This is a genomic window from Caulobacter sp. FV1ye13L, from assembly GCF_058681155.1.
In genome coordinates, this window is record NZ_CM178732.1 from 2114072 (window position 1) to 2130310 (window position 16239).

Below are 16239 nucleotides of genomic sequence, written 5' to 3' on the forward strand. Positions count from 1 at the left end.
TCGCTGGGGTCAGACTTCGCGGATCATCATGCGGAAGGCGGCCTTGAAGACCGCGCCGACTGCGGCGGCCGCCGAGCGGCTGACCACGATTTCCACCTTGGGATCGGCCGAGACGCTCATCACGCAGGCGCCGCTGGTGACGCAGGCCATGTCCGAACCGATGGTGATGATCTTCTTGCCCTTGGCGGCGGCGCCGACCGGGCCGGCGTTGACGCCGGTGGTGATGTAGAGCGCCGCGACGCCCGACACGCCGGCGACGTCGCCGGCTTCGACAGGCTTGCCGGTGAGGGTCAGGGCGCCGGCGCTCAGTCCGCCGCCGATCGCGGCCATGACCGCATTCTTCTCGGCCACCGAGGCGGGTTTGGACGGATCGAAGACCACGCCGAGCGTGGCTTTGCCGGTCGGAGCGTTTTCGAGGAAGGTCAGGGCCCGGCCCGCAACCTGCATATCCTTGGCGGCGTCGGCGTCGGCGTGGGCGCTGAGCGGCGCCGCAGCAAGGGCCAAAACGCAGGCTACGAGGGCGCCCGGCTTCATGGTTTTCGACATGTTCATTGCTCTCCTGCCCGGGTTCAGTCGGGCTCCTTTGAGGTGGAGAGAAGGGCGGGATTGGTAAACAGGAAATTATCGGGCTTAAGCGCGCCGTCTTTTCAGGTCTAAACTGAAAGTATTCAACTAGTTCAAATCGGAGTTTGTATTTATTTGGTGTCTATGTTGCGCGGTACAAATTGCTAAATTATACAATATGGATTTTATAGTGTTGCGGATCCAGAGTTGTGAGTGTTTCTATTTTTCAGTAGGATATGTGACATATTCAATATGTCGAAAAAATATCCATTTTAGTCGCGGGTGTTTGGGTGAAAAATCTGCACTGGCTGTTTGGATATAGCCGATCTGTTTGAGAGCAGCTGAAACGGGCATTTTGTCGCACCGGCGCAGATGAGACCCTAACGACGCCCGACCGGAGGCGAATCTCTGTGGCCATGCGCCGGATACCCCGCCCCCTCTCCGCTTGCAGAAGGCCGCGACCCCGGCGATGGCCGGGGGTGGGTGAGGGGGCGAAAAAAGTCAGGGCGAAAGGTCTCAGAGACCCCTCAGTCAAACACGATCACCGACCGCGCCAGTTCGCCGCGCTTGAGCTCGTCAAACGCCGAGTTGATCTCTTCCAGCTTGATGCGGCGCGAGATCATCTGGTCCAGCTTCAGCTTGCCGCCCATGTAGAAGTCGACGAGGCGGGGCATGTCGACCGGGAAGCGGTTGGAGCCCATATAGCTGCCCTGGATGCGTTTTTCGCCCAGGAAGTCGGAGCCGCTCAGCTCGATCTTGGTGCCGACCGGGATCATGCCGATGATGTTGGCCGTGCCGCCCCGGCGCAGCATGCGGAAGGCCTGTTCGGCGGTGACCTTCAGGCCGATGGCCTCGAAGCTGTGCTGCACGCCGCCGCCGGTCAGCTCCTGCACCTGTTTGACCACGTCGCCGTCGTCGGCATTGATCAGGTCTGTGGCGCCGAACTGGCGGGCCAGTTCCAGCTTGGCCGGCACGCGGTCGATGGCGATGATCCGGCCGGCCCCGGCGATGGCGGCGCCATTGACGGTGGCCAGGCCCACGCCGCCGCAGCCGATCACGGCCACGGTCTCGCCCGGGCGGACGCTGGAGGTGTGGATCACCGCGCCCACGCCCGTCATCACCGAACAGCCGATCAGGGCGGCCAGGTCAAACGGCATGTCGCGGCGGATGGCGACGCAGGCGTGCTCGTGCACCAGCATCATCTCGGCGAAGGACGACAGGTTCAGGAACTGGGCCATCTTGGTGTCGCCGGCCCCGGAGAGGTCCTCGCGAAACAGCCGCGGCTCATCGGTCTTGGACCGGCGGGTTTCGGGGCTGATGCACAGGTTCATGTGCCCGGTCAGGCAGACCTCGCAGTGGCCGCAATAGGGGTTGAGGCAGGTGATGACGTGGTCGCCGACCTTGACGGTGCGGACCTCGGACCCGACCGCCTCGACGATGCCGGCGCTCTCGTGGCCCAGCACGGCGGGCAGGGGGTGGGGGTAGGAGCCTTCGACGAAGTGCAGGTCGGAATGGCAGACCCCGGCGGCCTTGGTGCGGATCAGCACCTCGCGCGGGCCCGGCTTGCTGATGGACACGGTTTCGATCTGGAGGGGTTTGCCCACCTCGCGCAGCACAGCCGCCTTCATTCGCTCTCTCCCTGCAATGGCGGGGAGTCTATCGCCCCGTCAGGGGAGAGCGGAAGAGGCTTGGTCGAACAATTGTTCGAATTGTTGTCGGGGTGACGGCCTCAGGCCGCGATGGCGGCGGCGTCCGCAGCGGCGGCCGCAGCCGCGCTGGCGCGCTCGGGAATGATGTGGCTGACCGACAGCAGCACGGTCATGCCGGTTTCCGAGGTGATCACCGCCGAGACCAGGGGCGAGTTCTCTTCGCCCATCGACGGCGGCGGATTGATCTGGTCGCCATTGACGATGAAGCTGTCGCAGACCGCGTCGACCAGCAGGCCGGCCACGTCGTTGCCGCTCTCGATGACGATGATCACCTGACGGGGGCCGTCCTCGGCCACGCCCTTGCCCAGACGGGCCGACAGGTCGATGACCGGCATGACCTGGCCGCGCAGGTTGATGACGCCGCGCACATAGGGCGGGGCGTCGGGAAGTTGGGTCGGCGGGGTGACGCCGCGGATCTCGCGAACCGAATTGACCGGCACGCAATAGGTCTGGGTTCCGACCTCGAACGACAGAACCTGAAGGGCTTCGCCCGTCTTGTACGCCACGCTGCTGGTCATGGAAGCCTCCGCTGGTCGACCCGCCCGACGAAAGCGAATCCGTCGAACGATCCCAGTGTGGCGGCAAATAGTGAATAAACCGGCGCCGGCTTTGTCCCCTGGCGCCCGTTCAGGTGCGGTTCAGGCGCGCGGCGCGAGATTGCCTTCACGGTATCAGGCAAGCCGCCGCCGGGCGGATCGAGACGAAGGGGAGGGGCTGATGGCCCGCAGGATCAGCACCGTGATTGGCCAGGTCGCCGCCGGCCTTGCCGCGCTTTCGATGGTCGCCGCAGCGACCACGGCGTCGGCGGATTCGCGTCGGCATCATCGCCACCATGGCCATGACGGCGGTGGCAAGACCGAGGCGGCGATCGTGGCCGGCGTTCTGGGTCTGGCCCTGGGCGCGGCGATCGCCAGCAGCCATGACGACGATGGCCGCTATGCCCGCTCGGGTCGCGGCTATGGTTACGGTTACGCCCCGCCGCCCCCGCCGCCGCGCTATTACAGCCGCCCCTATGACGACGACTATCGCAGCGATTGCTGGACCACGCGCGACTATGACCGCCGCAGCGGCGTCGTCTATGAGCGGACGGTCTGCCGCTAGGGCGGGCGAACGATCAGGCTAAAGCCTCGTTTATGAAGGATTTTTCGGAGCGGACCGGCCTGGCGCCGCCGACGGGCGCCGCCGCCTTGGCCGCCTGGCCGAGGGGACGGCACGCGCCCCTCCAGCGTTCCTGAGCCGTGACGGCGCAGAGATCATGGAAAGCCCCGGAGCCCCCGCTCCGGGGCTTTTTCATTTGGGCATGAGGGGGCTTGTCATGGCGAACAAAAAGAGAACATTATGCCACTCCATTCAAGGGAGCCTGCCGATGTCCGCCGCCTCGATCCTGTCTGTCGCGCCCGGTTCCGCCTTCGCGGGAGCCTTCGCCTGTCGGCCCGACACGCCGGTCTCCGGCGAGGATCGGATCGAGATCGCCGAGGCGGTTCTGGCCGGCGCCTGGCGCACCCTGCGAGCCGCCGGCTTCCACGAAGCCGAGGTCCAGGCGCTGTTCGATCAGATCGCCGACCGGCCCGAGGATCTGGCCCGGCGCCTGCGGAAGATGGCTAACGCGACCGGTTAACCGTTTACGCCTTGCCGCGACATTTCGGCGCATCCAGCCGGTGGGACAGAGATGGCTGCATTTGCACGCAATGGCCCGGATGGTGAACAGCCACGCCGGCCCGAGCATCCCGCCGTCCCGTCCCCCCACCAAACGGCGGGGAGCGGCGGGGGTCTTCCGCCGCCTTTCCTGTGATGGCGGAGGGGCCCCGATGGTGGGGTCAGGCGTGGGTGATCAGTACGTCCGGCTGACCAGGCTGCGCAGGCTCTGGGCCTTCTGGGGCAGGTCGGCGGCGATGCGGCCGGCCATTTCGCGCAGCCCCGCAGGATAGGCCTCGCCGCCCGAGGCGATTTCGGTGGCCAGCACGGCCAGGTCCATCATGCCGCGATCCAGGCGTTCGACGTCTTCGCGGGCCAGCAGGCGGGCCTCGGCCTGCAGACGTCTGACGCGTTGCGCTGTCGTCTCGGGGCAGCGCCCCAGATCAAGGAGCGCGGCGACGTTCGATGGGGGTGGCACAAGTGTCAGGGTCTTGCCGGCCATGGGTCAGGGTCCTCGGAGGCGGTCGATACGACCGTCCGCTGATCTGACCAAGCCGCCAGGAGCGTGAGCGTTCCGGCCGCGACGGGTGAAGACGGCGAGGCGTGGCGCGTGCGCCACAGCTCGCCATCCTACCGTTTGGCTCAGTGTTGGGCGACGTAGGCCGGCGCGCCTTGCGGCATCGGCGGGACGTGGCTTGGCGCGGCCGCCGCGACGGGCGCCGGACGCTGGAACTTCAGGCTGCGACCCTGGAACTCGGCGCCGGTTTCCATGGCCAGCTGCTCATGGGTGATGTCGCCATCCACCCGCGCGGTCCCGTAGAGACGCACGGCCTGGGCGGTGACGCTGCCCAGCACATTGCCGTGGATCTCGATCACCTGGGCGGTGACGCTGCCCTCGACCCGGCTGTTGGGGCCCAGGATCAGCTTGCCGACCCGGATGTCGCCCATGACCACGCAGTCCAGGTGCAGTTCGCCGTCGCCGACCACATCGCCCTTGATGGTGACGCCCTGGGCGATCATCGAGGCCGGCTTGGGCCGAGCGACCGGCGTAGCTGCGGCGGCCTGGGCGGCCAGGCCGCGCGGAGGCTCCTGCATCGCCAGGGCGACGGGGGCGGGGGTGTCTTTCTTCTTGGCGAACATCGGCGTGGACCCTGTCTCGAAATGGCTCGTCGGAGCTTTCGCGAGCAAGACAGGGGCCAGTCGCCCAACGCCGTTATGGGGTGTCGACGACGTGGGTCGTGGGCCGGTCGTCGCCCGCCGCGATCTCCTCGCGCCACTGGCCCGTGGCGTCTTCATAGGTGATGCCGGTGGTCTCGCCCGAGACCTCCTGCTCTGCCGCGGCGCGCTGGGCGGCGGCCAGGGCGGCGGCGTGGCTGGGATAGGTTTCGGAAAACACGTCGCCCAGCTTGTAGGCCCAGCCGCCGTCGTGCTCCACGATGGTATAGGTGATGTCGGTCATGGTCGGGCTCCTGAGGCTGCAGGAGGATCAACGAGCCGTCAGTGGCCAAGGTTCCGGGCAGCGTATCTTGTCCAGTCCCGCGCCCCCCAAGGAGACCGCCGCCATGCTCTATCTCGTCCTCAAGGCCGCGCTCTCGGGCGTGATCATCGCCGCGATCTCCGAGATCGCCCGCAAGTCGCCGGGCTTTGGGGCCCTGGTGGCCTCGCTGCCGCTGATCTCGATCCTGGGCATGATCTGGCTGTGGCGCGACACCCGCGACGTGGCCCGCATGGCCAGCCATGTCGAGGCCACCTTCTGGTACGTGCTGCCGTCCCTGCCGATGTTCCTGGTCATCCCGGCGCTGCTGCGGCGCGGCCTGGGCTTCTGGCCCGCCCTGCTGGCCGGCTGCGTCCTGACGATCGGGCTCTACGCGGTGATGATGGCGGTGGGGCCGAGGTTTGGGGTGAAGCTGTAGGGGCCACTATACCGGTCCCCCCGGCGACCCGAACGGCTGTCGCCTATCGGCCCGCTTCCGGAAGATTTGTCATCCCGGACAAGCGCGGCGAAGCCGGGCGCCGATCCGGGACCGACTTGGAATGCGGCGCTCAGGCGTCGGTCCCGGATCTTCGCGCTGCGCGCTCGTCCGGGATGACAGCCGCTTTTGACCCACCTGCTTAGTTCTTGGGGAACAGCCAGGTCAGGCCATGTACGAGACCGACGGGAAACGTCGTCTCGTGGAACGTGTCGTCGATGATCTCGTCGCGGACCTTCAGGCTGCGGTAGCCGCGCTCGCGCAGCGCCCTGGCGAAGGCTTGCTGGTCGCCGACCATGTCCTCGCCGTCGTCGCCCGGCTGGGGACGTTCCAGTTCGCCGGTGGCCAGGTAAATGCGGGCTTTCAGGTCCTTGTGGCCGGCGGCGTAGGCGGCCTCGGCCTTGAACAGGGTGCGGTCGCCGTACCATAGCGACGGGCTGGTCAGGATGTAGGCGTCGAACAGCTCCGGTTCGGTCACCGTCACCCAGGCCCCGAACAGACCGCCATAGGACTGGCCCGCCAGCACCCGCCGACGCGGATCGGCGCGGTAACGGCTCTCCACGAACGGCAGAACCTGGGCCTTGATGAAGGCCAGGTACTGGGCCGCGCCGCCGCTGGCCGAGGGCAGGCTGGGATCGCTCCAGGGGGTCATGTCCCGCCGGCGGCTCTTCATGCCGTCCTCGCCCTGGGCGTAGGAGATCCCGACCAGGATCGCTTGTTCCAGCCGACCGAACTTGTAGGGCAGGTGGGTGACGCCCGAGGCCACCTGGAACGTGTAGGGGCCGTCGTTCAGGTAGATCACCGGCCAGCGCCGGTTGGCGTTCTCCGGCGCGTCGTAGCCGAAAGGCGTCTTGACGTAGATCTGGTAGATGCGGCCCTGCGCCGAGGCCGGCAGGGTATGGACGATGCTGCCGGGCACGGCGAACTCAGCATCGCCGGCCTGAGCGACCGGCTTGGCCTGTTCGGCCGCCAGGGCGTCCGTCGCGGGCCTGCAGCCGGCCAGGGCCGCCAGCGCCGATGCGCTGACGAGGAGGGCGAGGATGGGCCGCACGGTCTTGCGCAGGAACCCTAACCGTTAACCCCTAGGCCACCTTCACCCGCGCCGCGCTTTCCGGAAGATCCGTCCCGAACGCGCGCTGGAAGAACTCGGCCACCGTGGGGCGTTCCAGTTCATCGCACTTGTTGAGGAAGGTCAGGCGGAACGACAGGGCGATGTCGTGGTCGAAGATCTCGGCGTTCTGAGCCCAGGTGATCACGGTGCGCGGGCTCATGACGGTGCTGATGTCGCCGTTCATGAACGCGTTGCGGGTCATGTCGGCGACGCGGACCATGGCCGAGATCGTGCGCTTGCCCTCGACGGTGTCGTAGGACGGGTTCTTGGCCAGCACGATGGCGGCCTCGGCGTCGTGTTCCAGATAGTTGAGCGTCGTGACGATGCTCCAGCGGTCCATCTGGCCCTGATTGATCTGCTGGGTGCCGTGATAGAGGCCCGTGGTGTCGCCCAGACCGATGGTGTTGGTCGTCGAGAACAGGCGGAAATACGGGTTGGCGCGGATGACGCGGTTCTGGTCCAGCAGGGTCAGCTTGCCGCCGGCCTCGAGCACGCGCTGGATCACGAACATCACGTCGGGGCGACCGGCGTCATATTCGTCGAACACCAGGGCGACCGGGCGCTGCAGCGCCCAGGGCAGGATGCCTTCGCGGAATTCGGTGACCTGCTTGCCTTCCTTCAGGACGATGGCGTCCTTGCCGATCAGGTCGATGCGGCTGATGTGGCTGTCGAGGTTGACGCGCACCAGCGGCCAGTTCAGCCGCGCGGCGATCTGCTCGATGTGGGTCGACTTGCCGGTGCCGTGATAGCCCTGGACCATCACCCGACGGTCATTGGCGAAGCCGGCGCAGACGGCCTTGGTGGTCTGGGCGTCGAACCGGTAGGCCGGATCGATATCCGGCACGTGGCTGTCGCGATGGCTGAAGGCCGGAACCTTCATGTCGCTGTCGACGCCGAACGCGTCGCGAAGCGTCACCCACTTGTCGGGGACCAGGGTGATCAGGGGATCGGCGGCGGAGCTGGTTTCGGCGAACTCGGGCATTCCACCCGATTAGCGCCTTGACGTAGGGTAGGGGAAGGGGGCGCCGCGATGCGACGCCCCCTGATGTTCACTTTTTAGCGGTTGGCGATGATCACCGAGGCGATCAGGCCCGTGGCGATGGCCGCCATGACGTACTGGTCGTCCACGCGCTGCCAGCGATAGCCGCGCGGCGGGGCGCGCAGGCCGTGGCGATGATAGTCGGAGACGTAGTAGCGGTTGTCCCGGTAGCGCTGGTCGAGGCGTTGGCCCCGGGCCCAGTGGCGATAGTCACGGCGGTCGTTGCGATAGTCGCGGCGATCATCCCTGCGATCATCCCGATAGTCGGCGCGGTGGTCCCGGCGGTCGGCGCGGTCGTCGGCGCGGTGATCGCGGCGGTCATCCCGGCGGTCGTCATGGCGCCCCTGCTCGTAACGGACGTTGTCACGCTCGTCATAGCGTTGCGGCGCGGCGGTGGCGGCGGTCCCGGCCAGTAGCGACAGGGCGAGAGCGGTGATGGCTAGGCGCTTCATGGCGGTCTCCTTTTCGATGACCCCACCCTAGTGACGCCGATGTGGCCCCAGCATGAACGGCCACAGTCAGCTGTTGTTCATGTTTGACTTGGGAACCGGGGACGGTGCCGCCGGCGGCGCGGGAGCCAAGCTTGACCTTGCGCGTTGAGGCGCCATGCCCCTGTTTTCCGCCCTTGATCTGCGACGTGACCTGCCGGCCTTGCTGAGGGCGGCGCAGCGTGAACTGGGCGCGACCGCCGCCCTGCTGGTCGCCGCCCTGTCGGCCATGGCCTTTCTGTCGATCGCCGATGAGGTGGCCGAGGGTGAGACCCGGGCCATCGACCTGGCCATCCTCGACGCCCTGCGCCAGCCCGGGCGGCCGCGCGACCTGATTGGCCCCGACTGGCTGCACGTGGCGGCCGTCGACATCACCTCCCTGGGCTCGCTGGCCGTGCTGACCCTGCTCATCCTGCTGGCCTTCGGCGTGCTGGCCTGCCTCAGGCGTTGGGGCGAGGGGCTGCTGCTGATGGTCGGGGCCGGGGGCGGCCTGGCGATCAGTCAGGGCCTGAAGCTGCTGTTTGGGCGTGAGCGCCCCGATGTCGACTACCGCGCCGTCGAGGCGGTCAATGCCAGCTTCCCCTCCGGCCACGCCATGCTGTCGGCCGTGGTGTTCCTGACCCTGGGCGCGCTGGCCGCCCGGTTTGCCGAACGCAAGCGGCTCAAGGCCCTGGCGCTGGGCGCGGCGGTGACCCTGTCGCTGCTGGTGGGGCTGAGTCGGATCTATCTGGGCGTCCACTGGGCCAGCGATGTGCTGGCCGGCTGGTGCGTGGGCGCGGCCTGGGCGATGGTCTGCTGGCTGGCGGCCTTCGCCTGGAGCCGCTGGCGGGCTGGTCCAGGGAATCCGGCCCGATAGCTGTTTCAAATATCGCGGAACAGGCCTTAGGCGGCCTTGGCCTTGGGGCGCCAGTTCAGTTCGATCGCGGTCCAGATCGCGCCGGCCAGGTCGATCAGGCCGATGGCCATCCACGCCTTGGGCAGGTCGTCGTTGAGCACCAGAACCCCGATCGCCAGAGGGGACGCCAGGCGCAGCACCACCGAGGCCCGCATATAGGTGCGCGCGCCGGTCCATCCCGCCACGTGATAGGCCAGCGAATAGGCGATGATCATCAGGCCAAACATGCGGGCCCAAGGCTCGGCGGCGGGATCAAGCTGGGTCCGCAAGAGGGCGGCGGCGTGGAACGGCGCCAGGGCGAAGGCGGCGCCGCTGAGGGACAGCAGCCCGCCCCAGAACCAGATGCTCCACGGGATGCCGAACGGTGTCGGCGTCACCGGGGTGGGCGCGCTCGCCAAACTGGGGTCCACAAGGGTGGTCCCCGAATCGCGGTCCGTCATGATGTGGCTGTCCTTCGCGCCCGTCCGGGCGGACGCGGCGGGAGAATGGCCGCAGCCGGGGAAAGCCGCAAGAGCCGGTGAGATCAGGTGGTCAGGCCGGCCTTCTTCAGCGTCTTGTAGGCCTTGATTACCCTCGCCAGCTTGTGCTCGGCGCTGCGGTCGCCGCCATTGACGTCGGGGTGGCAGCGCTTGAGCAGCTCCTTGTAGCGCACCTTGATGGCCGCGCTGTCGGCGCCGCCGTCCAGATCGAGGTCGCCCAGGGCCTGGCGCTCCAGCTTGCCCAGATGACGGTCGGCGGAGGCGCGGTCGGCCTCGGCCTTGCGCTGCTGGGCCCGGAACAGGCCGAACGGGTCGGCGATGTGGCGGGCGTCGCGGGCGGCCATGGCGGCGGCCTCGCGCGAGCGGCTGTCGGCCTTGAAGCTCCAGGTCGGGCGACCGCCGGTGACCTTCTCGGTCTCCTGCTCGGCGCGGATCTGGGCTTCGTTCATGCCGGCGAAGAAGTTCCAGTTCTTGTTATATTCGGCCGCGTGCTTCTGGCAGAACCAGTAGTGCTCGTTGGGCATGTTGCGGGCCTTGGGCGCCCTGGCCGACCCGGCCAGACGGCACTCGGGATGGTCGCAACGCTTCTCGCCAGGCTTGAGGCCGAGAACGTCAGGCGTCGCGCTCTCACCCTCCTTGGGGGGGCGGACACGGATGTCGAAAAACTTCGGGCGATATTCAAACTCTTGAGCCATGACGCCCAGAGTAAACTGCAGCTATTTCCGTTCAAGGATTGACATGCGAGAGAGCGACATGGGCAGCGTATCAGACACCATTCGAAGCAAGCTCGAAGCGGCTTTTTCACCCTCCAGGCTGGACCTGAAGGACGAGAGTGACCGCCACCAGGGCCATGCGGGCCACACGGGTGCGGGCGAGAGCCATTTCAACCTCGTGATCGAGGCCCAGGCCTTTGCGGGCAAGGCCCGCGTAGCGCGCCAGCGCATGGTCTATCATGTGCTGGCCGAGGAAATGGCAGGGCAGGTGCACGCCCTTTCGATCGTCGCGACGGCGCCTGGCGAAAGCTGAAGCCTTTGGCGACGGCAGGGCTTGCGCGACGGCCCCGCGACTGATTGCCTCTGCCCTCGGCGCGGTCAGGCCGGGCAGGGCTTTCAGCCCTGATTCAGCATTGGGCGCGTGACGGGACCGGTGTTTGGTCCGCCTTTCGGTGTCGCGCTCCCGAACAGACGCCGAAAGAGGGATGGCATGAGCGCCGACGACACTGCCCGGACCATCGAAATCCAGACCGAAATCGAGACGGCCGCCGCCTTGCCCGCGCTGCTGGCGCGGGCCTATGCCCGCTATTCGAACTTCACCGTCGCCGCCGCCGTCATCGACGAGCACGGGGCCGTGCATCTGGGCGTCAATGTCGAGAATGCCGCCTATCCGTCGGGCACCTGCGCCGAGCAGACCGCGATCGGCGCGATGGTCACGGCCGGTTCGCGGCGAATCGCCAGGGTGCTGATCGCCGCGGGCTCGAATGCGGTGGTGCAGCCGTGCGGGGCCTGTCGGCAACGCATCGCCGAGTTTGCCGCCGATGACTGCGAAATCGTCTCGGTTCAGGATGGGGTCACGACGCAGCGCGCGCCGTTCTGGAGCCTGCTGCCCGACAGCTTCGGGCCGCGCGACCTGGATTAGGCTGTCAGCGCAGGGCCGTCTGGGCGGCCAGGGTTTCCAGCACGCGGCGCAGGTCGGCTTCGCGGAAGGGCTTTTGCAGGACCAGAGCGCCGCGATGACTTTCCGACAGACCCGCCTCGCCATAGCCGCTGGCGAAGGCGAAGGGCACGCCGCGCGCCTTCAGGGCGTCGGCGACCGGGAAGATCGGACGGCCGCCCAGATTGACGTCGAGCAGGGCCGCATCGATGTCGGCCGAATTGGCCAGGCGCAGGGCCTCTTCGATCTCGGCCGCCGGGCCAACGACCGTACAGCCCAGGTCGCTGAGCATGTCCTCGACCAGCATGGAGACCAGGGCCTCGTCTTCGACCACCAGGACTTTCAGAGCGGACAGGGACTTCATATCGCAAGCTCCGAAAGACGCAGGGGTGACCCCGCGCAAAGGCTTGCGACAACGCTATCACAGGTTAAGCCGCCGTCTCGCAATCGTTGAGCGATTCGAAGACTTTTCGCCGGCCCCGCGACCGAGGTCTTGGCCAAGTCGTGCAAGGGGTTCTCCCACCTACGCCAGAAGGGCCCTCACGCCGCGCGCGCGTTGTGATGCGTTCCGTCTGCCCGCTCAGAAATGCACGCCCTCGTCCAGCTTGGCGCTGATGCGCAGGGCGGTGACCTGATTCCTCTGGCGACGCAGGATCTGGAAGCGGTGCTGGTAGAAGATGAAGGTCTGGCCCGGCTCCGGGATCGTCTGGGCCTCGTGGATCACCAGGCCGGCGATGGTGACAGCCTCGTCTTCCGGCAGGTCCCAGTCCATGGCCCGGTTCAGGTCGCGAACCGTCACGTCGCCGTCGACATGCACCGAGCCGTCCATCTGGGCGCGCACGCCCTCGACGCTGGTGTCGTGCTCGTCGTCGATCTCGCCGACGATCTCTTCCAGGATGTCCTCCAGGGTCACCAGCCCCTGCAGGGCGCCGTATTCGTCGACGACCAGGGCGAAGTGGCTCTTGCGCTTGAGGAAGGCGTTGAGCTGGTCCTTGAGGTTGGTGGTGTCGGGAATGAACCACGGCTCGCGCAGGATGGCGGCGATGTCGAGGGCGTCGATCCCGCCTTCAGACACGGCTAGGGCGCGCAGCAGATCGCGGGCGTGCAGCACGCCGATGATGTTGTCGGGATCGTCGCGATACAGCGGAATACGGGTGTGCTGGGCCTCAAGCGCCTCGGCCACCAGTTCGCGGGGCGGCAGGTCGGCGTCGCACATCACCATCGACTTGCGGTGGACCATGATGTCCGAGACGTCCATGTCCGACAGGTCCAGCACCCCGCCCAGCATCCGCCGGTCGCCGCTTTCGACCAGGCCTTCGGAGTGGTGGTACTCGACCGCGCCGCGGATCTCCTCGTGGGCGGCCAGCACGTCGACGGCCATGTCCAGCTTGACGCCGAACAGCCGCAGGGTGCGCCGCACGATCCACTGGATGGCGTAGATGATCGGGCCAAACAGCCGCACGACCAGCAGGGTGGGTCCCGACAGGAACCGCGCCACGTCATCGGATTTCAGGATCGCCAGGGTCTTGGGCAGCACCTCGGCGAAGACCAGGACCAGCACTGTCATGGTCGCCGTGGCCACGGCCACGCCCCAGGGGCCGGGGATGGCGGCGGTCAGCACCTGGGTCGTCAGGGCCGAGGCCAGGATGTTGATCAGGTTGTTGCCCAGCAGCACCGCCCCGATCATCGTCTCCTGATCGGACAGCAGCTTGTTGACCCGCTTGGCCGGCTTGTCGCCCTCGCGCTCCAACTGGTGCATCCGCGCCCGGCTGGCGGCGGTGAGCGAGGTCTCGGCGGCTGAAAACAGGGCCGAGATCGCCAGCAGGCAGATGACGATGGGCGCAAGGCCGAGGATGGCGGTGAGGATCATCCGGCTGTTCTACGCCAGGCCGGCCCGGCGGGTGAAGGCCTAGACGTCGATGGTCAGAACCTGAACGCCGCGCAGGCGGCCGTCATTGTCGGTCCAGTGGAAGCTCTCGCCGGCGGTCATGCCGATCAGGGCGGCGCCGACCGGGGTCAGCACCGAGATGCGGCCCTCGTCGATGCTGGCGTCGCGCGGCAGGCTCAGGCGCACGCGGCGCGGCTGGCCGCTGGTCAGGTCCTGATAGTCGACGGTCGAGCCGATGCCTACGAACGGGCAGGGGGCTTGTCCGGCCTCGACGATCACGGCGCGGGCCATCTCGCCGGCCAGCACGCGGCTGCCCGCAGCGCGGCCGGCGACGGCGTCTGCCAGGTTGGACAGGATCTCGTGGTCGGCCTCGGTCACATAGACCGTGGGCAGGGTTTGGGTTTGGGTTTGGGTTTGGGTTTGGGTGGTCGTAGTCATGGATAGCTTTCTTGGGGGATTTTGAGCCTCTCCCGGCGCCTTGATCTCAAGGCCGCATACGGGGACTCGATGGGACGCGCCGTGTGGCGCGAGCGTCGTCGGACGCGGATCTCTTTGGGGAAGGCCCCGGTCCGTCTCGCCGCGATGCCGCTTGGGCTTTCGAGGGGCGAAGACAGGTTTCGGGGCTTTTCAACATCGCCCCGGGCTGTGTCAGCGTCGGGGTCTAGAGGCCTGCGTTCAGGCGTCCAGCGGCGTTCAGTACGCTTCTGGTGAGGCAGAGATGGGAAGGGGGGAGGCGGTTTCAAGAGCTGCTGGACGATTCCGCATCGCACCCTCTACTCCGTCATTCCCGCCCTTGTGGCGGGAACCCCTCGAACCGCCGCAAGTGCAGGAGAGGCGAAGTGCGCGCGCACTTCGCTTGCGCTTCACCTGCAAGCTGAACCAGGGGTTCCCGCCACAAGGGCGGGAATGACGGAAGGTACTAATCGACTGGACCAAGCTGTCGTAGATCACTTCAAGGCTCAGGGGCCTGGCTGGCAGAGCCGGATCAATGAGGCGTTGCTGGAGATCGTGAAGCGCTAAACCGCCCCATCCTCGACCAGAAACGCCCGCAGCGCCGCGCGGTCCACGTCCTTGGCCACGAACGCATCGCCGATCCCGCGCGCCAGCACGAAGGTCAGGGTCCCGCCTTCGGCCTTCTTGTCCTGACCGCAATGGGCGATCAGGGCGTCGGCGTTGAACGGCTGAGGTCGCACATCGCTCATCCGGGTGGGCAGGCCGGCGGCCTTGATGGCGGCTTCGGCGCGGACAGCGTCCTGGCTAGGGCATAGACCCTGGCGGACCGAGAACCGGAAGGCCTGGGCCATGCCGACCCCGACGGCCTCGCCGTGTTTCAGCGCGTCGCCAAAGCCCATCTCGGCCTCGATGGCGTGGCCGAAGGTGTGGCCCAGATTCAGCAGGGCGCGGCGGCCGGCTTCCTTCTCGTCCTCGGCGACGATATCTGCCTTCATTTCCACCGAGCGCCCCACGGCGCGGACCAGGGCGGCGGTGTCGCGCTCCAGCACGGCCTGGACGTTGCTCTCCAGCCATTCGAAGAAGGCGAAGTCGCCCAGCAGGCCGTACTTGATCACCTCGGCATAGCCGCAGGCCATCTCGCGGCCGGGCAGGGTGGCCAGCACGTCGAGGTCGGCCAGCACCAGACGCGGCTGGTGGAAGGCGCCGATCAGGTTCTTGCCGCGCGGGGTGTCGATGGCGGTCTTGCCGCCCACCGAGCTGTCGACCTGGGCCAGCAGCGTCGTGGGCACCTGGATGAAGTCGATGCCGCGCTTGTAGATCGAGGCCGCAAACCCGGCCAGATCGCCGATCACGCCGCCGCCGAACGCCACGATGACGTCGCCGCGCTCCAGGCCCAGATGCAGCAGGCGGTCGGACAGGTCGGCCAGACCCTCGAAGCTCTTGGTCTCCTCGCCGGGCGGCAGGACGATCATGTCGACCGCGATACCCGCCTTCTCCAGCGAGACCGACAGCCGCTCGCCATGGTGCTCGCCGACGATCGAGTCGGTGACGATGGCGGTGCGCTTGCGCTTGAGCAGCGGCGCGATGAAGTCGCCGGCGCGGTCGATCAGGCCCGTGCCGATCCGCACATCATAGGCGCGATCGCCCAGGCCCACGGGAACGGTGCGGATCATGGCTTGCCCGGTCATGGCTTGAAAGACTCCTGGTCCAGGCGATCGCGCAGGGCGCTGATCACGGCGTCCACCGCCACCGCATGCGGCGTATCGCCGGTCTGAACATGAACCTGCGCCTGGGCGTAGGCGGGATTGCGGATCTCGGCCAGTTCTGCCAGCACCTCGATCGGCTCGCGGTTCTTGAGCAGCGGCCGGGTGTCCTTGCGACCCACGCGGCGGGCCAGGAGCTCGATATCGGCCTTCAGCCACACCGAGATGGCGTGCTGGTTGATCAGGGCGCGGGTCTCTTCGTTGACGAAGGCGCCGCCGCCGGTGGCCAGCACGTGCGGCGGCTCTTCCAGCAGGCGGGCGATCACCCGGCGCTCGCCGTCGCGAAAGGCGGCCTCGCCCAGCTCGGCGAAGATTTCGGGGATCGAGCGGCCGGCGGCGTCCTCGACCTCATTGTCGGCGTCGCGGAACGGCATATCCAGCGCCTGGGCCAGGCGGCGGCCGACGCTGGACTTGCCAACGCCCATCAAGCCGACCAGCACGATCGTGCGGTGGCGAAGGGGCTCAAGCGAGGCGGCGTGATCGTCGGTCATGATGCGGTCGCGGGTTTACACGAGGCTCGGCCCAAGCGCCAAGTTTCGCTTAAGCCAAGTTTCGCTGAAGATGGCGTTGCGCCATAACTGGAGCATGATGTCTC

General features: G+C 67.3%; 23 protein-coding genes. 7 read left to right on the plus strand and 16 right to left on the minus strand.

Features of this window, described 5'->3' with window-relative positions:
• Nucleotides 1–9: 9 nt before the first annotated feature.
• The 3 genes from ACW176_RS10150 to ACW176_RS10160 all read right to left on the minus strand — a co-directional run bounded on the left by ACW176_RS10150 (nucleotide 10) and on the right by ACW176_RS10160 (nucleotide 2791).
• Nucleotides 10–546, minus strand: coding sequence for a hypothetical protein (locus tag ACW176_RS10150; RefSeq protein ID WP_492109037.1), 537 nt, complete (start codon nucleotides 544–546; stop codon nucleotides 10–12).
• A gap of 545 nt (nucleotides 547–1091) precedes the next feature.
• Nucleotides 1092–2192: a Zn-dependent alcohol dehydrogenase gene (locus tag ACW176_RS10155; protein WP_492109038.1), complete on the minus strand. Its 1101-nt coding sequence runs from the start codon at nucleotides 2190–2192 to the stop codon at nucleotides 1092–1094.
• Nucleotides 2193–2293: 101 nt separating this feature from the next.
• Nucleotides 2294–2791 carry a chemotaxis protein CheW gene (locus ACW176_RS10160; protein ID WP_419320260.1) on the minus strand — a complete coding sequence of 166 codons (498 nt, stop codon included), beginning with the start codon at nucleotides 2789–2791 and terminating at the stop codon, nucleotides 2294–2296.
• 199 nt (nucleotides 2792–2990) lie between these two features.
• Here ACW176_RS10160 and ACW176_RS10165 point away from each other — a divergent pair, with 199 nt between their 5' ends.
• Nucleotides 2991–3374 carry a hypothetical protein gene (locus ACW176_RS10165; protein WP_492109039.1) on the plus strand — a complete coding sequence of 128 codons (384 nt, stop codon included), beginning with the start codon at nucleotides 2991–2993 and terminating at the stop codon, nucleotides 3372–3374.
• Nucleotides 3375–3657: 283 nt separating this feature from the next.
• Nucleotides 3658–3891, plus strand: coding sequence for a hypothetical protein (locus ACW176_RS10170; RefSeq protein ID WP_492111904.1), 234 nt, complete (start codon nucleotides 3658–3660; stop codon nucleotides 3889–3891).
• A 213-nt stretch (nucleotides 3892–4104) separates the two neighbouring features.
• On the opposite strand, the gene ACW176_RS10175 is transcribed toward ACW176_RS10170, so the two are convergent.
• The 3 genes from ACW176_RS10175 to ACW176_RS10185 form a co-directional block, all read right to left on the minus strand.
• Nucleotides 4105–4410, minus strand: a complete 306-nt coding sequence (locus ACW176_RS10175; RefSeq protein WP_492109040.1) for a hypothetical protein — start codon at nucleotides 4408–4410, stop codon at nucleotides 4105–4107.
• A 140-nt stretch (nucleotides 4411–4550) separates the two neighbouring features.
• Nucleotides 4551–5048 (minus strand): bactofilin family protein, encoded by a 498-nt coding sequence (locus ACW176_RS10180; RefSeq protein ID WP_492109041.1) that lies wholly within the window; start codon nucleotides 5046–5048, stop codon nucleotides 4551–4553.
• A 73-nt stretch (nucleotides 5049–5121) separates the two neighbouring features.
• Entirely contained in the window at nucleotides 5122–5367 is a 246-nt protein-coding gene (locus ACW176_RS10185) for a DUF2188 domain-containing protein (RefSeq protein ID WP_492109042.1), read from the minus strand.
• A gap of 103 nt (nucleotides 5368–5470) precedes the next feature.
• Here ACW176_RS10185 and ACW176_RS10190 point away from each other — a divergent pair, with 103 nt between their 5' ends.
• Nucleotides 5471–5821: a DUF3147 family protein gene (locus ACW176_RS10190; RefSeq protein ID WP_492109043.1), complete on the plus strand. Its 351-nt coding sequence runs from the start codon at nucleotides 5471–5473 to the stop codon at nucleotides 5819–5821.
• Between the two features lie 199 nt (nucleotides 5822–6020).
• On the opposite strand, the gene ACW176_RS10195 is transcribed toward ACW176_RS10190, so the two are convergent.
• The 3 genes from ACW176_RS10195 to ACW176_RS10205 all read right to left on the minus strand — a co-directional run bounded on the left by ACW176_RS10195 (nucleotide 6021) and on the right by ACW176_RS10205 (nucleotide 8480).
• Nucleotides 6021–6929, minus strand: coding sequence for an alpha/beta hydrolase (locus ACW176_RS10195; RefSeq protein ID WP_492109044.1), 909 nt, complete (start codon nucleotides 6927–6929; stop codon nucleotides 6021–6023).
• 31 nt (nucleotides 6930–6960) lie between these two features.
• On the minus strand, nucleotides 6961–7971 hold the full coding sequence (cobS, locus tag ACW176_RS10200) for a cobaltochelatase subunit CobS (protein ID WP_419320267.1): 1011 nt from the start codon (nucleotides 7969–7971) through the stop codon (nucleotides 6961–6963).
• 74 nt (nucleotides 7972–8045) lie between these two features.
• Nucleotides 8046–8480 (minus strand): RcnB family protein, encoded by a 435-nt coding sequence (locus tag ACW176_RS10205; RefSeq protein WP_492109045.1) that lies wholly within the window; start codon nucleotides 8478–8480, stop codon nucleotides 8046–8048.
• Between the two features lie 154 nt (nucleotides 8481–8634).
• Between ACW176_RS10205 and ACW176_RS10210 the strand changes: the two genes are divergently transcribed.
• Nucleotides 8635–9372, plus strand: coding sequence for a phosphatase PAP2 family protein (locus tag ACW176_RS10210; RefSeq protein ID WP_492109046.1), 738 nt, complete (start codon nucleotides 8635–8637; stop codon nucleotides 9370–9372).
• A 26-nt stretch (nucleotides 9373–9398) separates the two neighbouring features.
• Here ACW176_RS10210 and ACW176_RS10215 read toward each other — a convergent pair whose 3' ends face one another.
• Together ACW176_RS10215 and ACW176_RS10220 are read right to left on the minus strand one after the other, a co-directional pair.
• Nucleotides 9399–9851: a hypothetical protein gene (locus ACW176_RS10215; protein WP_492109047.1), complete on the minus strand. Its 453-nt coding sequence runs from the start codon at nucleotides 9849–9851 to the stop codon at nucleotides 9399–9401.
• A gap of 83 nt (nucleotides 9852–9934) precedes the next feature.
• Entirely contained in the window at nucleotides 9935–10585 is a 651-nt protein-coding gene (locus tag ACW176_RS10220) for a J domain-containing protein (RefSeq protein WP_419320272.1), read from the minus strand.
• Nucleotides 10586–10643: 58 nt separating this feature from the next.
• Between ACW176_RS10220 and ACW176_RS10225 the strand changes: the two genes are divergently transcribed.
• Both ACW176_RS10225 and cdd read left to right on the plus strand, forming a co-directional pair.
• Nucleotides 10644–10916, plus strand: coding sequence for a BolA family protein (locus ACW176_RS10225; protein ID WP_419320273.1), 273 nt, complete (start codon nucleotides 10644–10646; stop codon nucleotides 10914–10916).
• A gap of 177 nt (nucleotides 10917–11093) precedes the next feature.
• Entirely contained in the window at nucleotides 11094–11525 is a 432-nt protein-coding gene (gene cdd / locus ACW176_RS10230; RefSeq protein WP_419320274.1) for a cytidine deaminase, read from the plus strand.
• Nucleotides 11526–11529: 4 nt separating this feature from the next.
• On the opposite strand, the gene ACW176_RS10235 is transcribed toward cdd, so the two are convergent.
• The 3 genes from ACW176_RS10235 to ACW176_RS10245 form a co-directional block, all read right to left on the minus strand.
• Nucleotides 11530–11904, minus strand: coding sequence for a response regulator (locus ACW176_RS10235; RefSeq protein WP_492109048.1), 375 nt, complete (start codon nucleotides 11902–11904; stop codon nucleotides 11530–11532).
• A gap of 216 nt (nucleotides 11905–12120) precedes the next feature.
• The gene (locus ACW176_RS10240; RefSeq protein WP_492111905.1) at nucleotides 12121–13407 is read right to left on the minus strand and encodes an HlyC/CorC family transporter; all 1287 of its coding nucleotides are present in this window, start codon (nucleotides 13405–13407) and stop codon (nucleotides 12121–12123) included.
• 42 nt (nucleotides 13408–13449) lie between these two features.
• Nucleotides 13450–13866 (minus strand): GreA/GreB family elongation factor, encoded by a 417-nt coding sequence (locus ACW176_RS10245; RefSeq protein WP_492109049.1) that lies wholly within the window; start codon nucleotides 13864–13866, stop codon nucleotides 13450–13452.
• A 468-nt stretch (nucleotides 13867–14334) separates the two neighbouring features.
• Between ACW176_RS10245 and ACW176_RS10250 the strand changes: the two genes are divergently transcribed.
• Nucleotides 14335–14448: a BrnA antitoxin family protein gene (locus ACW176_RS10250; protein WP_419320279.1), complete on the plus strand. Its 114-nt coding sequence runs from the start codon at nucleotides 14335–14337 to the stop codon at nucleotides 14446–14448.
• Here the strand turns inward: ACW176_RS10250 and aroB are convergent.
• Both aroB and ACW176_RS10260 read right to left on the minus strand, forming a co-directional pair.
• Nucleotides 14445–15554 (minus strand): 3-dehydroquinate synthase, encoded by a 1110-nt coding sequence (gene aroB / locus ACW176_RS10255; protein WP_492111906.1) that lies wholly within the window; start codon nucleotides 15552–15554, stop codon nucleotides 14445–14447. The genes ACW176_RS10250 and aroB overlap by 4 nt on opposite strands.
• An 11-nt stretch (nucleotides 15555–15565) precedes the next feature.
• A complete protein-coding gene (locus ACW176_RS10260; protein ID WP_419320281.1) occupies nucleotides 15566–16135 on the minus strand; it encodes a shikimate kinase in 570 nt (189 codons plus the stop codon).
• Nucleotides 16136–16239 lie beyond the last annotated feature (104 nt).

What these genes read in the sequence shown, in the direction of transcription:
- ACW176_RS10150 (WP_492109037.1), bottom strand. Translation starts at nt 546, where the DNA reads ATGTCGAAAACCATGAAGCCGGGCGCCCTCGTAGCCTGCGTTTTGGCC.
- ACW176_RS10155 (WP_492109038.1), bottom strand. Translation starts at nt 2,192, where the DNA reads ATGAAGGCGGCTGTGCTGCGCGAGGTGGGCAAACCCCTCCAGATCGAA.
- ACW176_RS10160 (WP_419320260.1), bottom strand. Translation starts at nt 2,791, where the DNA reads ATGACCAGCAGCGTGGCGTACAAGACGGGCGAAGCCCTTCAGGTTCTG.
- ACW176_RS10165 (WP_492109039.1), top strand. Translation starts at nt 2,991, where the DNA reads ATGGCCCGCAGGATCAGCACCGTGATTGGCCAGGTCGCCGCCGGCCTT.
- ACW176_RS10175 (WP_492109040.1), bottom strand. Translation starts at nt 4,410, where the DNA reads ATGGCCGGCAAGACCCTGACACTTGTGCCACCCCCATCGAACGTCGCC.
- ACW176_RS10180 (WP_492109041.1), bottom strand. Translation starts at nt 5,048, where the DNA reads ATGTTCGCCAAGAAGAAAGACACCCCCGCCCCCGTCGCCCTGGCGATG.
- ACW176_RS10185 (WP_492109042.1), bottom strand. Translation starts at nt 5,367, where the DNA reads ATGACCGACATCACCTATACCATCGTGGAGCACGACGGCGGCTGGGCC.
- ACW176_RS10190 (WP_492109043.1), top strand. Translation starts at nt 5,471, where the DNA reads ATGCTCTATCTCGTCCTCAAGGCCGCGCTCTCGGGCGTGATCATCGCC.
- cobS (WP_419320267.1), bottom strand. Translation starts at nt 7,971, where the DNA reads ATGCCCGAGTTCGCCGAAACCAGCTCCGCCGCCGATCCCCTGATCACC.
- ACW176_RS10205 (WP_492109045.1), bottom strand. Translation starts at nt 8,480, where the DNA reads ATGAAGCGCCTAGCCATCACCGCTCTCGCCCTGTCGCTACTGGCCGGG.
- ACW176_RS10210 (WP_492109046.1), top strand. Translation starts at nt 8,635, where the DNA reads ATGCCCCTGTTTTCCGCCCTTGATCTGCGACGTGACCTGCCGGCCTTG.
- ACW176_RS10215 (WP_492109047.1), bottom strand. Translation starts at nt 9,851, where the DNA reads ATGACGGACCGCGATTCGGGGACCACCCTTGTGGACCCCAGTTTGGCG.
- ACW176_RS10220 (WP_419320272.1), bottom strand. Translation starts at nt 10,585, where the DNA reads ATGGCTCAAGAGTTTGAATATCGCCCGAAGTTTTTCGACATCCGTGTC.
- ACW176_RS10225 (WP_419320273.1), top strand. Translation starts at nt 10,644, where the DNA reads ATGGGCAGCGTATCAGACACCATTCGAAGCAAGCTCGAAGCGGCTTTT.
- cdd (WP_419320274.1), top strand. Translation starts at nt 11,094, where the DNA reads ATGAGCGCCGACGACACTGCCCGGACCATCGAAATCCAGACCGAAATC.
- ACW176_RS10235 (WP_492109048.1), bottom strand. Translation starts at nt 11,904, where the DNA reads ATGAAGTCCCTGTCCGCTCTGAAAGTCCTGGTGGTCGAAGACGAGGCC.
- ACW176_RS10245 (WP_492109049.1), bottom strand. Translation starts at nt 13,866, where the DNA reads ATGACTACGACCACCCAAACCCAAACCCAAACCCAAACCCAAACCCTG.
- ACW176_RS10250 (WP_419320279.1), top strand. Translation starts at nt 14,335, where the DNA reads ATGACGGAAGGTACTAATCGACTGGACCAAGCTGTCGTAGATCACTTC.
- aroB (WP_492111906.1), bottom strand. Translation starts at nt 15,554, where the DNA reads ATGATCCGCACCGTTCCCGTGGGCCTGGGCGATCGCGCCTATGATGTG.
- ACW176_RS10260 (WP_419320281.1), bottom strand. Translation starts at nt 16,135, where the DNA reads ATGACCGACGATCACGCCGCCTCGCTTGAGCCCCTTCGCCACCGCACG.